The organism is Veillonella sp. (assembly GCF_041333735.1).
Taxonomy (GTDB): domain Bacteria; phylum Bacillota; class Negativicutes; order Veillonellales; family Veillonellaceae; genus Veillonella.
The window spans coordinates 246,020-259,045 of the sequence record NZ_JBGKFB010000001.1 but is presented as its reverse complement, the minus strand read 5'-3'; the positions used below and the strand labels follow the sequence as shown (position 1 = coordinate 259,045).

The window sequence follows — 13,026 nt, the reverse complement described above, 5'->3', positions numbered from 1 at the left end:
CTATTCAATTTGTTTAATGTACAATACCAAATGTGGAAAAAATGACACATTGGGGAATGTGTTATATGACCAGAACATCTTATGTAAGGGATATATATAAGAACGAAATAAGAACCGCCTTAGTATTACTAAGGCGGTTCTTATTTTTATAAATGATTTTGTTCAAGCCAAGCGATACAAGCGGCTTTACCGGCAGCAGGCAACTCTTGACGGAGACGTTTTGCATCTTCTCTTAGTTTAGGAATGTCGATACCTGCATTAGAAAGCTCTGCACAATGGCCTACAAGCCAACTTTCAATTACAGCAGGATCAGCCTCCATATGGAATTGAAGTGCTAGGATATGAGTGTCTACGGAGAATGCTTGATTTGGACATAGCTCTGTTTTAGCAAGACGCACTGCACCTTTAGGAATTTCGAATTCATCACCATGCCAGTGAAGGACAGGTACATTACCAAGCAATGCTAGAGGGGAGGAAGCCCCTTCAGGTGTATATTCTAGTGGTCCAAAGCCAATTTCTTTTTTGCCATGTTTCATAGGCCCTACGTGACCGCCCATAATACGGGATATGAGTTGGGCACCTAAACAGATGCCTAGTAATGGTTTTTGGCTATTTATACGATCTGTAATAAATTTGATTTCATCTGTTAAGAAAGGATAGAGCTCTTCATCGTACGCGCCAATAGGGGCACCGCAAACGATGATTAAATCAGCCTCTGTCGCATCATAGTGTTCGAAATTGGCAAGGGGGGCCTCAATGTATGTTAGTTCAAACCCTCGATCAATAAGGACTGACTCTAAAATACCGGCATTTTCAAAGTTAATATGACGTACAATATAAGCTGTTTTACTCATGGTTTCTCCTATATAAGTACTATTTACAATAGAAATCTCTACAAAATATGCATCACTAGTATAACACATTCTATAGAATTTATTGTGTGATGAAAATCATGATATTAACATCTCATTATAGAAAAACATTTTGTAAAATTATATCGAAAAAAGTCGTTGACATAATTTATAAAATGTTTATACTAATGAGAGTAACATGAATAACCCTAAGAGAGGGATCATGCCTTTTTAGTTCATAAAGGTATTGTAAGGAGAAAGAACATGAACAAGTATATTGCTGAATTTATTGGCACAATGATTTTGGTATTCTTTGGTACTGGCACTGCTGTTGTAACAGGCGGTTTTACTGGTGGTCTAGGTTTAGGTTACTTGGGCGTTGTAGCCATTGCATTGGCTTTCGGTTTGACAATCGTTGCTGGCGCATATGCAATCGGTTACGTATCTGGTTGCCATGTAAACCCTGCAGTATCCATTGGTGTATGGCTTTCTGGCCGTATGTCCGTTAAGGATTTTGCTGGTTATGTAGTAGCTCAAGTTATTGGTGCTTTTGCAGGTACAGGTTTATTGAGTGTAGTCGTAAATGGTTCTGAAACACTTTCTGGTTTTGGTGCTGATGGCTATGGTACATTGAGTGCTGTGGGCCTTTCTATGGGCGGTGCATTTGTAGTGGAAACATTCCTTACATTTGTATTTGTACTTGTAATTCTTGGTGTAACAGCTAGTGAAAAAACATCTGCTCTTGCAGGTCTTGTAATTGGTGCTACATTGACAATGGTTCACTTGATCGGTATTCCATTGACTGGTACATCCGTAAACCCAGCTCGTGCATTAGCTCCAGCTGTATTCACAGGTGGTGAAGCATTGGCTCAAGTATGGCTCTTCATCGTTGCTCCTTTAGTAGGTGGTGCGATTGCAGCTGTATTCCATCGTGCATGGTTCTCTGTGAAAGATAATTAATTTAAATATAACGCCTACGAGTGTAGGCGTTTTCTTTTTTGAATATAAAACATATAACATCCGCATATAGATAAAATTCGAATTTTTCATAATAAATTCATAAAAATATTGAAATTTATCGAAAAATTATGTAAAATGAAAATATATTATTGCCAAAGGCCTGTGTATTGTTTAGGCTGTTATTGGAGGGAATTATAATGAACAAAAAATTATTAGCTTTATTGGCAGTTGCTGCTGTAGGCGTATCCGTAGCTGGCGCAACTCCACAAACTCAATTTAACAAAGGTGAATTCCAAGTTGATCTTGGTGCAGCTAGTGTTGAAGCAAAAATGGATAGTGGCAAAGATGCTCACAAATGGAACTTCGATGGTGGTTTGACTTATGGTTGGTCTAACAAAACTGGCATTCAATATGGTTACCATGGCTTGAATTCTAAACATCATGATACTGATATGCATGAATTGAACTTAGTTCGTTCTTTGAACAAAAATGTTGCAGTATATGGTGGTTATGCTCGTATTCATAATCATGATGCTGGTGGTACTAACAACATTGCGCAAGCAGGTGTGATTGGTAAAGCTAACCTTGGCTCTAAAGTAGAAGTTTATGGTAAAGCTGGTTTAGGTACTAAGAAAACTACAGTTTTAGAGGCTGGCTTAGGCTATAAAGTAAGAGAAAACTTAGATATCAATGCTGGTTACCGTTATATCAACACTCAAGCAACTGAAGACAAAAATATCTCTTTCCAAGGTCCAGTAGTTGGCTTGTCCTACCGTTTCGGTGGTCAAAAATCCGAAGCTCCTGTATACACTCCAGCTCCGGCTCCTGTATACACTCCAACTCCTGTAGTAGAAGCTCCTGTATACAAAACTCCTAAATTGGATTACTATGTAGAATCCATCTACTTCGATTCCGACCAAGATGTAGCTCGTGCAGACCAATATCCAAACTTAACAGCTGCTGTAAATGCTGCTAACCAATACTCTCAAGACCAAGTTAAATTGTTGGGTAATGCTGATACTGACGCAACTCCTCAATACAACGTTGGCTTGTCTGAACGCCGCGTACAATATGTAGCTCAATACTTAGTAAACAACGGCGTATCTGCTGATCGTTTAATCGGTATTGCTAATGGCGACACTAAACCAGTTGCAACTAACTCCACTGCAGCAGGTAAAGCTGAAAACCGTCGTGTAGACGTTTACATTCATCGCTAATCTTCAATCTAATTTAGATTAGACATACAATATAGTCCACCTTCTATCATGCTCTCGTGTTCATCGGGGGACCGAGCATGTGATAAGGTGGACTTTTGTGTTATACTAAGCTTGCATACGATCGTAGGTCATACAATGTTCATTAAGTTTTGGTAATGTATGCGTTGTGAGTATAGTAAAGTAGGTTATATATGAAAAGATTTAAGTATTATAAACCGCTCATAGGGGCCATAATATTGGCGGGTGTTATGATTATGATGGCACTGCGTATCAGCGATATTGCTAATGCTATTGATGCCGTCGTTACAGCTTTTGTTCCGCTTATAGTAGGTGCTTGTATCGCATTTGTGCTAGATATTCTAGTGGTGCGTTATGAACGCTGGCTGTGGCCCAAGAGTAAAACAGGTTGGAAAAATAAAATTAGACGACCTTTAAGCCTCATTTTATCCTTTGTCACAATCAGTGCTATCGTTTATTTTATTGCTCGCATGGCGATTCCACAATTGATTCACTCCATGTCGATCATCGTGGCTTCTTCACCGCAGTTGTATACAGACTTCCAATCTTGGATGCAACACCTTACATCAACTATTCCGATGGCATCCAATCAAACACTTATGGATACCTTGAGTGGTGAAAGTGTTGTGAAGTATACGCGCGAGTGGGGCACAAAGGGTGGTACATACCTTGTGAATGCGATGGGAACAGCCTTATCTTGGACTTTAAATATAGGACTTGGTTTGATTTTTGCCATCTATATGTTGCTCGATAAAGAGCGCCTTATGATGCAAGGCAAACGTATTTTAAGAGCCTATGCATCTGATGAGTGGGTTAACCGTGTTAGTTATGTCACACGTGTTGCTGTTCAAACGTTCAGTAACTTCTTTGTAGGCCAGTTCATAGATGCCTTGATTTTAGGTATTATGGTTGGTATTTCATTATGGGCATTCAATATTGAATATGCCACTACAATTGCTTGTGTTATCGGCCTTACTGCATTAATTCCATTGCTAGGCATTTATGTGGGTGGCGTGATAGGTGCAGTTATCTTACTCACTGTAAGCCCTATGGATGCGTTGATCTATGTGATTATCTTAGAAGTGCTTCATCAAATTGAAAGTAACTTTATTTATCCTAAGATTGTAGGTAATTCCGTTGGCTTACCTGGTTTGTGGGTGTTTGCAGCAGTTATCGTTGGCGGTAGTTTAATGGGCGTTACTGGCATGTTGATTGGCGTACCTTTAGTGGCTACATGCTACAAATTGCTCATGACTGATGTAGACGATCGACTTGCATCAAATGAAGGTTTATAGTATATTGTCTAAATAATATATCTATTTATGTATGTTTTGTGTGCTGTTGTATATAGCACGAACTTATAGTAATTCTAGTATACGGATGACTTTTACTATTGGTGAAAGCATTGTATATAGTAGGAGGATATGTAATGAATAAAAAGTTAATTTCTATGGCATTAACAGGTGTATTGGCGGTTGGCGTATTGTCCGTTGCTACACCAAGTGTAGCTGATGCGCGTAAAACAAAACCAGAAACAAGTACTGATATTTCTGTACAACGTGCACCAGGCGAATCCATGGTTATGACTATGAGTAAAATTGGTACTATTTTCCAAAATCGTTATCCTAATGCAGCACTTCATTCTGTAGAGCTTAACTCTAATGATTTGAATTATGGTTACAAAGTAGTAGGCTATAGTAAATATCGTCAATACAAAATGAAAATCGACGTAATCACTGGTAATACTTCCGATATGGAAGAAGGCGGCAAACCCAAAAAAGTTATCGGTGAAATCTTCAATAAAGATAAAGTCATTGAAGCGTCTCAAGCTGAGCGCGTTGCAAAACAACAACTTGGTGCTGATGCAGTTGTAAAAGGTTGGAAAATCGAAGCTCATGAAGGTAAGATTCTATACTATATGACAATGCATCAAGACGGCAAAAAGACTGTAGTTACTGTAGATGCTGAAACAGGTGCTTATGTAGGTCAAACTAAATCTAGTAAATTACCTCCTGAACCAGATCAAGGCTTCGATGGTCGCAGAACAAATATTATTTGGGATAATACAATTGATATGGGTCGTTAATCTATTTATAGACAATCTAAAAAGAGCTGAAGATAAAATCTTCAGCTCTTTATTATTTATATTATAGCTATATATAATGAACGAGTATCTATATAGGTATTGTGCTTTTCCTATATTCGACATGATAAAAGGACTGTGTTTATACACAGTCCTTTTTGTCGTTATTACATTGTTATTACGTAGTTATTATGTAGTTAGTATTACCAGCGGTGTTCGTAGTATACTTGTGTCCACATAATTACCTCTACAAGAGAAGGGTGTGGACTCATAGTTTCACCTACAGTGATAACGGATTTAGGATCCATATCACGAGTAATACCTTTTTCACGTAATCGTTTTGTACGTTCAGAAGCGATTTCTTCATTGATAGCTGTCAATGGTGTTACACCGCTATTCATAAGGTTTACGTAAGGTTGGAATAAGATAGAGGCTTGGGGGCCTGTTACGTGCATACCAAGGATATGATTTGTATCTTTGTCGACTACGATTTTTACAAAGCCATCATTTACATCACCAGGATTAATACCCATTGCATAGCCTTTAGCTGTGGAGGAGTAGTAGTTTTTACCTACGCCTACATTGTAACCAGCTTTAATAGCTTCTGCTTCAGTAAGACCTACGCTACCGATTTCAGGGTAGGAGAAGGTAACCTTTGGCAATGTATCATAGCGTGCCCAACGGAAATCTTCTTCGTTTTTGGCAAAATATAGATTATGGGCGATAATATCTGCTTCATAGTTTGCGCGATGACGGAATGCGGGCTCGCCGTTTACATCACCTAATGCATAGATACCATCTACAGATGTTTCAAGGAATTCATTTGTTTTGATCCAGCCTTTTGGTAATGTTTCAATACCTGTATTTTCGAGGTGTAATTCTTCAACAGCAGGACGGATGCCGGCAGCTACGAGAATTTCTTCAACCTTTGTTTCTGTAATTTCACCTGTAGTACGATCTTTTGTGACTACTACCTTGAGGCCATCTTCTTGACGGATTTCAACAGTGTCTTGGTTCAATATAACATTGATGCCACGAGCACGATAGTTTTGGAGAAGATGTTCAGACATCTCTTCGTCTTCCTTAGGTACAAGACGTACATTATGTTGGATGATGGTAACTTCAGTACCAGCAGCATCAAAAACGTGACCGAATTCTACACCGATAGGGCCAGCACCGAGTACTGCAAGGGATTTATACGGTTGTTTAGGGAATTTATCGCCAAAGAGGCTTTCACTAGAAAGGTAGCCCGCCTCTTGAAGACCTGGTACATTCGGAATATTACTATAACCGCCCGTGCCAAGAACAATAGTAGGGGCCGTAATTTCTACAGTACCAGAACCATCGTTAAGATGGATATTCATAACCTTATCGGATACAAAGCTAGCTGCGCCGCGATATACGTCTACGTTATCGAAAGCGTTGTAATAATCGTAGATGCCTGCGGATTCGTCAATCTTAAACCATGTACGTTTAGAAACAGTGTCCCAGTCCATTGTAGCATCGCTAACATTAATACCGATTTTTTTGAATTCTTCTACTTCTTGGATCGCATTAGCTGCTGTAACCATAACCTTTGTAGGAATACAACCGCGAGTTAAGCAGGTGCCACCAAATTTACCTTTTTCTATGATAGCTACTTTTTTACCCGCTTTGATAGCAGCATCAGCTACGATGGTTGCACCACCTGTGCCAACTACAATAATATCGTATTGTTTCATGTTGATTCCTTTCTATTTATATCTATTAATAGTTATTATCATTAACTCTATTATAACATTATATTGAAGAAAATCAATATAGATGATTGTGTTCAATATAAACAATTATGATTAATATAAATATCTATATTGTTTGTTAGAGCATGTTCTTTATATTATACACTGAGTAGTACTGAAAGTAGTATAGTAAGGCTGATTTTTTATCTATTGAACACAAAAAAAGACGGTCCCGAAGGACCGCCTATAGGTGTTAATCCCAGTTTTCGTGATAGCCACGTTTTGCATAATCTGCAGTAGCTGTGAAGAGAATATCTGTACTGGAGTTAAGTGCTGTTTCAGTGGAGTCTTGTAAAACACCGATGATGAAACCTACACCTACAACTTGCATTGCAATATCATTGGAGATACCGAATAGAGAACAAGCTAGAGGAATTAGAAGTAGGGACCCACCAGCAACGCCAGAAGCGCCACAAGCACCGATTGTAGCAATGATAGATAAAAGGATTGCTGTAGGGACATCTACAACGATACCAAGTGTATGTGCAGCAGCTAATGTCATGATTGTAATTGTGATCGCTGCACCACCCATGTTGATAGTAGCACCCAATGGAATGGATACGGAATACATATCAGGGTTAAGTTTTAAACGTTTTGCTAAATCAAGGTTAACAGGAATGTTTGCTGCAGAGCTACGAGTAAAGAACGCATAGATAGCAGATTCACGCAAACATTTAAATACCAATGGATATGGATTGCGACGAAGGTATACAAAAGATAGAAGTGGATTTACTACTAATGCTACGAAAATCATAGAACCAAGTAGTAATACGAGTAATTGGAAGTAGCCGATTAAAGCTTCAATACCATTAGTAGCGATAGAGTCAGCTACGAGACCCATAATACCTAGAGGAGCAAAGCGGATAATCCAACCTACTACAGTTGTAATAGCTTGAGCGATAGACTCCATTACTTCCTTAGTATTCATTGGGGCATGGCGTAAAGCACCGCCAATGATAAGTGCCCAACCTAAAATGCCGATATAGTTAGCGGTCATTAAGGCTTTCACAGGGTTATCAACAATATTTTTTAAAAGTGTTTTCATTACCTCTACGATACCTTGTGGTGGAGCTGCATCGGCTGCACTAGCTGCAAGGTGTAATGTAGTAGGGAACATAAAACTTACGACTACAGCAAGTGCTGCAGAAAGGAATGTACCTAATAAATATAATGTGATTACAGAGCCCATCCCTGTTTTTTGGCCAGAACGGTGTTTACTGATGGCTGCAATTACAAGAAAGAATACGAGGATTGGTGCAATCCCTTTTAAAGCACCAACAAAGAGAACGCCTAATAAAGCAAGTTCATTTGCCACATCTGGCACGTATAGAGCTGTCAAAATACCAATAATCAAACCTATGATAATTTGTTGGATTAGACTGACTCTATTGATTGTTTTTACAAATCGATTCATAGTACACTCCAATACTTAATAAAAACTAATAAAAGACCATGGAAAAGATATCTTTTCGTCATGGACATATGTCATTATACAACGAACACAGGATGGTGGCAATAGATAATATCATAGTCATTTATATATAGTTAAATTAGATCTACTGTGATTGATAACGATGTTTATTTTGTAATATACTAATTTTAACAGTAGTGAATATATGGTTTTAACTAAATATGTGCTTATTACATAATTACTATATATAGTATATATAATAGGATTCTTTTGATAGGGGGCATAGTATGATATACTATGCGAGTAAAGAGTTTGAATATAGTTCTTGATTAGTGAAAGGACCATAATGAATACTAAAGAATTTAAAACGTATGCCGATAAAGAGCAATTTGTACAAGGTGTTTTTTCTAATATTGCAAAAAACTATGATTTAATGAATACAGTCTTAAGCTTTGGACAAGATTATTTTTGGCGCAAATTCTCTGTAAAAGCAATGAATATTGGTCCTCACCAACGTGTGCTTGATGTAGCATGTGGTACCTGTGTGTTTACAAAGGAAGCGTTACGTCAAGAACCAACATTAAAAGTAGAGGCTTTGGACTTTAATAGTGAGATGCTTGATCAAGGTCGTGTACGCATTGAAGATGCTGGTTTAATAGATCAAGTTAATCTTGTTCAAGGTGATGCGATGGCATTACCATATGCAGATAACACATTTGATGCTGCTATGAGCGGATTTGCAATGCGTAATGTGCCAGATATTAAACAAGTGTTATCTGAAATGCAACGTGTTGTAAAGCCAGGTGGAAAAGTAGTTGTGTTAGAACTCGCAAAGCCAAGCATGTTTGGTTTTAAACAGTTATATAATTTCTACTTCTCCTATATATTACCTATTATAGGTAAGTTAAGTAAGGATAATTCCTCTTATGCATGGTTGCCAGAATCCTTACGCAGATATCCTCATCAAAGCGAGATTCTTGAAATCTGGAAATCTTTAGGATATGAAAATGCCACCTATCATGAATTGACAGGCGGCATTGTAGCGGTCCACGAAGGTGTGGTACCAGAAAATTCTATTGTAAATAATAAGTAATATTAGCGTCTTGAGAAACTACTAATGATCCTTTTTCAACAGGAGTAGCAGTTTCGAGAGACGCTTTTAACATTACGGCGTTACGATAGTAACCAGAGTCCATAGAGCTTGTTTGAGGTGTACTGATAGAAACTGTTTTTACAGGTCCTAATGTACGGCCAAGGGCTGCAGCGATAACCTCAGCTTTATGACGACCGTCTTGAATTGCTTCTGTAGTTAATGAATCAGATAGTTGTTGAGATACATCATTTTGGAAAGAAAGGTTGTTGATATCATTAGCCCCAGCGCTAACAGCAGCATCAACGGCTTTTCCTACATTATCAAGATTATTGATTTTTACAGTTACACGATTAGACACATTATAACCTGTATTGATTCGTTTGCCTTCTTGGTAATCACTAGTAGGGTTAATAGAAATATTAGAGGTATAAATATCTTTTTTATCGATACCTAATTGACCTAACTTACTGATTAAATCACTCATAATGCGATCATTGTTAGATTTTGCAGCATTGATGTTTGTGTTTTCGCTAGTAATACCAAGTGTTAAGATCGCATAGTTAGGTGCTACTGAACGAGAGGCTTGTCCTGTAATTTGAATTTCAGAAGAATCAAAAGTACCTTGTGGTGCAGCAAAAGCTGCAGTAGCCATAGTTGCACATACAGCAACAATAGCAACTGTTTTAGATAATAAACGTTTGGATAATTTCATACTCAATCTCCTTACACTATTATAGTATTATTTATAAATACTATAATATAGAACTACTTCGTAATATAGAATCACATCAGAATATAGAAGTGAATAAGCGGAAAAGTCTATATTACAGCTACATTATACATAATTGGTTGTATAAAATCAATCTTTTGATTTTGGAATGTAAAATGAAGCTGTAATGAAAGTTGTGTGAAATTGAGAATTAGGGGTTGCCATTATATTTTGGTTATACTATAATATGCATACAGTCGTTCGAGCGACTGTTTCTTAATGAGTGTAGTAATGCACTTAGAGGTTCAAAAGAACTTCAAAAAAGATTATAAAATGTGTTGACATGAAAATGTTCACATGTTATTATAATCAAGTCGTCAGATGGCGCTTCACTGAAGCATGAAACTGATAACAGATCTTTGAAAACTGAACAATGATAGGTAATCAATCATATGATTGAACATATGCCAGAGTGCGGGTTTTGACAAAGTCAAAACCAACCATAATTCAAAGTTACTTAAATGTAACGACAACAAATAATGAGCTATTCAAATAGCTTCAAGATATCTTGGAGAGTTTGATCCTGGCTCAGGACGAACGCTGGCGGCGTGCTTAACACATGCAAGTCGAACGAAGAGCGATGGAAGCTTGCTTCTATCAATCTTAGTGGCGAACGGGTGAGTAACGCGTAATCAACCTGCCCTTCAGAGGGGGACAACAGTTGGAAACGACTGCTAATACCGCATACGATCCAATCTCGGCATCGAGGATGGATGAAAGGTGGCCTCTATTTATAAGCTATCACTGAAGGAGGGGATTGCGTCTGATTAGCTAGTTGGAGGGGTAACGGCCCACCAAGGCGATGATCAGTAGCCGGTCTGAGAGGATGAACGGCCACATTGGGACTGAGACACGGCCCAGACTCCTACGGGAGGCAGCAGTGGGGAATCTTCCGCAATGGACGAAAGTCTGACGGAGCAACGCCGCGTGAGTGATGACGGCCTTCGGGTTGTAAAGCTCTGTTAATCGGGACGAAAGGCCTTCTTGCGAATAGTTAGGAGGATTGACGGTACCGGAATAGAAAGCCACGGCTAACTACGTGCCAGCAGCCGCGGTAATACGTAGGTGGCAAGCGTTGTCCGGAATTATTGGGCGTAAAGCGCGCGCAGGCGGATTGGTCAGTCTGTCTTAAAAGTTCGGGGCTTAACCCCGTGATGGGATGGAAACTGCCAATCTAGAGTATCGGAGAGGAAAGTGGAATTCCTAGTGTAGCGGTGAAATGCGTAGATATTAGGAAGAACACCAGTGGCGAAGGCGACTTTCTGGACGAAAACTGACGCTGAGGCGCGAAAGCCAGGGGAGCGAACGGGATTAGATACCCCGGTAGTCCTGGCCGTAAACGATGGGTACTAGGTGTAGGAGGTATCGACCCCTTCTGTGCCGGAGTTAACGCAATAAGTACCCCGCCTGGGGAGTACGACCGCAAGGTTGAAACTCAAAGGAATTGACGGGGGCCCGCACAAGCGGTGGAGTATGTGGTTTAATTCGACGCAACGCGAAGAACCTTACCAGGTCTTGACATTGATGGACAGAACTAGAGATAGTTCCTCTTCTTCGGAAGCCAGAAAACAGGTGGTGCACGGTTGTCGTCAGCTCGTGTCGTGAGATGTTGGGTTAAGTCCCGCAACGAGCGCAACCCCTATCTTATGTTGCCAGCACTTCGGGTGGGAACTCATGAGAGACTGCCGCAGACAATGCGGAGGAAGGCGGGGATGACGTCAAATCATCATGCCCCTTATGACCTGGGCTACACACGTACTACAATGGGAGTTAATAGACGGAAGCAATACCGCGAGGTGGAGCAAACCCGAGAAACACTCTCTCAGTTCGGATCGTAGGCTGCAACTCGCCTACGTGAAGTCGGAATCGCTAGTAATCGCAGGTCAGCATACTGCGGTGAATACGTTCCCGGGCCTTGTACACACCGCCCGTCACACCACGAAAGTCGGAAGTGCCCAAAGCCGGTGGGGTAACCTTCGGGAGCCAGCCGTCTAAGGTAAAGTCGATGATTGGGGTGAAGTCGTAACAAGGTAGCCGTATCGGAAGGTGCGGCTGGATCACCTCCTTTCTAGGGAGACATACACCGAGCCAAGAGCTTGGATGTCACTTAGGTCGACACTTTGGCACCTAACATTGTTCGGTTTTGAGAGATCTGTAAAAAGACTCTCAATCTACAGATATGGGCCTATAGCTCAGCTGGTTAGAGCGCACGCCTGATAAGCGTGAGGTCGGTGGTTCGAGTCCACCTAGGCCCACCAGTTGGCTCATATAACTTGAAATACACTTTGTGTAGAGTACAGACACTAAGAGCTAATTTAATAGGTAATACTTATAAAAGATAACGGATTCTTCGGAATGGATTATCGAGACGTAAGTTGACCGATTATGGGGGCGTAGCTCAGTTGGGAGAGCACCTGCCTTGCAAGCAGGGGGTCAGGAGTTCGAATCTCCTCGTCTCCACCATTTAGTATTTGACAGCTAGTCTGTTATGTACTAAAATAACAAAGCTATCAATGATAGCAACATATGACGTATGAATCGTAAGATTTATGTCAGATTATTGTTCTTTGAAAACTGCATAGAAGATAATTATTATATTTGTAAGGTCATCTCTTAGAATTTCTAAGTAGGTTGACCCGAGCACATAGGAAATAATTCTCTGACTTAATGGTGACGTACATGAAAATGTACGGCTACAAAAAACGACAATGTATCTAATGCATGTCAATAAAATCTCAAATCAATAGATTTTGATGATTATCAAGGAATGCCAGTGAAGCGAAGTCGCCGCGTATTTGTATACGCAAGACGAGCTGAACGCAGTATGACGAAGATAAGCGCAAAAT

9 protein-coding genes, 2 tRNA genes and 1 rRNA gene are annotated in these 13,026 nt (G+C 39.7%); 8 read left to right on the top strand and 4 right to left on the bottom strand.

Annotated elements, in window-relative coordinates; genetic code table 11:
• Positions 1 to 146: 146 nt before the first annotated feature.
• The gene (locus ACDF53_RS01215; RefSeq protein WP_227721538.1) at positions 147 to 854 is read right to left on the bottom strand and encodes a glutamine amidotransferase; all 708 of its coding nucleotides are present in this window, start codon (positions 852 to 854) and stop codon (positions 147 to 149) included.
• A 261-nt stretch (positions 855 to 1,115) separates the two neighbouring features.
• Between ACDF53_RS01215 and ACDF53_RS01210 the strand changes: the two genes are divergently transcribed.
• The 4 genes from ACDF53_RS01210 to ACDF53_RS01195 all read left to right on the top strand — a co-directional run bounded on the left by ACDF53_RS01210 (position 1,116) and on the right by ACDF53_RS01195 (position 5,132).
• Positions 1,116 to 1,811 carry an aquaporin gene (locus ACDF53_RS01210; RefSeq protein WP_370815238.1) on the top strand — a complete coding sequence of 232 codons (696 nt, stop codon included), beginning with the start codon at positions 1,116 to 1,118 and terminating at the stop codon, positions 1,809 to 1,811.
• Between the two features lie 197 nt (positions 1,812 to 2,008).
• Positions 2,009 to 3,028 (top strand): OmpA family protein, encoded by a 1,020-nt coding sequence (locus tag ACDF53_RS01205; protein ID WP_227721536.1) that lies wholly within the window; start codon positions 2,009 to 2,011, stop codon positions 3,026 to 3,028.
• 191 nt (positions 3,029 to 3,219) lie between these two features.
• The gene (locus ACDF53_RS01200) at positions 3,220 to 4,341 is read left to right on the top strand and encodes an AI-2E family transporter (RefSeq protein ID WP_316120583.1); all 1,122 of its coding nucleotides are present in this window, start codon (positions 3,220 to 3,222) and stop codon (positions 4,339 to 4,341) included.
• 134 nt (positions 4,342 to 4,475) lie between these two features.
• Positions 4,476 to 5,132 (top strand): peptidase, encoded by a 657-nt coding sequence (locus ACDF53_RS01195; protein WP_370815237.1) that lies wholly within the window; start codon positions 4,476 to 4,478, stop codon positions 5,130 to 5,132.
• Positions 5,133 to 5,332: 200 nt separating this feature from the next.
• Here ACDF53_RS01195 and ACDF53_RS01190 read toward each other — a convergent pair whose 3' ends face one another.
• Both ACDF53_RS01190 and sstT read right to left on the bottom strand, forming a co-directional pair.
• The gene (locus tag ACDF53_RS01190) at positions 5,333 to 6,850 is read right to left on the bottom strand and encodes an NAD(P)/FAD-dependent oxidoreductase (protein WP_370815236.1); all 1,518 of its coding nucleotides are present in this window, start codon (positions 6,848 to 6,850) and stop codon (positions 5,333 to 5,335) included.
• A 250-nt stretch (positions 6,851 to 7,100) separates the two neighbouring features.
• On the bottom strand, positions 7,101 to 8,321 hold the full coding sequence (gene sstT, locus ACDF53_RS01185) for a serine/threonine transporter SstT (protein WP_370815235.1): 1,221 nt from the start codon (positions 8,319 to 8,321) through the stop codon (positions 7,101 to 7,103).
• Between the two features lie 343 nt (positions 8,322 to 8,664).
• On the opposite strand from sstT, the gene ACDF53_RS01180 reads away from it, so the two are divergent.
• The gene (locus ACDF53_RS01180) at positions 8,665 to 9,411 is read left to right on the top strand and encodes a ubiquinone/menaquinone biosynthesis methyltransferase (RefSeq protein WP_005388035.1); all 747 of its coding nucleotides are present in this window, start codon (positions 8,665 to 8,667) and stop codon (positions 9,409 to 9,411) included.
• Here the strand turns inward: ACDF53_RS01180 and ACDF53_RS01175 are convergent.
• Entirely contained in the window at positions 9,392 to 10,123 is a 732-nt protein-coding gene (locus tag ACDF53_RS01175) for an SIMPL domain-containing protein (RefSeq protein ID WP_370815234.1), read from the bottom strand. The two genes, ACDF53_RS01180 and ACDF53_RS01175, sit on opposite strands and share 20 nt — an antisense overlap.
• Positions 10,124 to 10,685: 562 nt before the next feature.
• Between ACDF53_RS01175 and ACDF53_RS01170 the strand changes: the two genes are divergently transcribed.
• The 3 genes from ACDF53_RS01170 (at position 10,686) to ACDF53_RS01160 (ending at position 12,643) form a co-directional block, all read left to right on the top strand.
• A 16S ribosomal RNA gene (locus tag ACDF53_RS01170) occupies positions 10,686 to 12,248 on the top strand.
• Between the two features lie 113 nt (positions 12,249 to 12,361).
• Positions 12,362 to 12,438: transfer RNA gene (locus ACDF53_RS01165), tRNA-Ile, on the top strand.
• Positions 12,439 to 12,567: 129 nt separating this feature from the next.
• Positions 12,568 to 12,643: transfer RNA gene (locus ACDF53_RS01160), tRNA-Ala, on the top strand.
• Positions 12,644 to 13,026 lie beyond the last annotated feature (383 nt).

What these genes read in the sequence shown, in the direction of transcription:
- ACDF53_RS01215 (WP_227721538.1), bottom strand. Translation starts at nt 854, where the DNA reads ATGAGTAAAACAGCTTATATTGTACGTCATATTAACTTTGAAAATGCC.
- ACDF53_RS01210 (WP_370815238.1), top strand. Translation starts at nt 1,116, where the DNA reads ATGAACAAGTATATTGCTGAATTTATTGGCACAATGATTTTGGTATTC.
- ACDF53_RS01205 (WP_227721536.1), top strand. Translation starts at nt 2,009, where the DNA reads ATGAACAAAAAATTATTAGCTTTATTGGCAGTTGCTGCTGTAGGCGTA.
- ACDF53_RS01200 (WP_316120583.1), top strand. Translation starts at nt 3,220, where the DNA reads ATGAAAAGATTTAAGTATTATAAACCGCTCATAGGGGCCATAATATTG.
- ACDF53_RS01195 (WP_370815237.1), top strand. Translation starts at nt 4,476, where the DNA reads ATGAATAAAAAGTTAATTTCTATGGCATTAACAGGTGTATTGGCGGTT.
- ACDF53_RS01190 (WP_370815236.1), bottom strand. Translation starts at nt 6,850, where the DNA reads ATGAAACAATACGATATTATTGTAGTTGGCACAGGTGGTGCAACCATC.
- sstT (WP_370815235.1), bottom strand. Translation starts at nt 8,321, where the DNA reads ATGAATCGATTTGTAAAAACAATCAATAGAGTCAGTCTAATCCAACAA.
- ACDF53_RS01180 (WP_005388035.1), top strand. Translation starts at nt 8,665, where the DNA reads ATGAATACTAAAGAATTTAAAACGTATGCCGATAAAGAGCAATTTGTA.
- ACDF53_RS01175 (WP_370815234.1), bottom strand. Translation starts at nt 10,123, where the DNA reads ATGAAATTATCCAAACGTTTATTATCTAAAACAGTTGCTATTGTTGCT.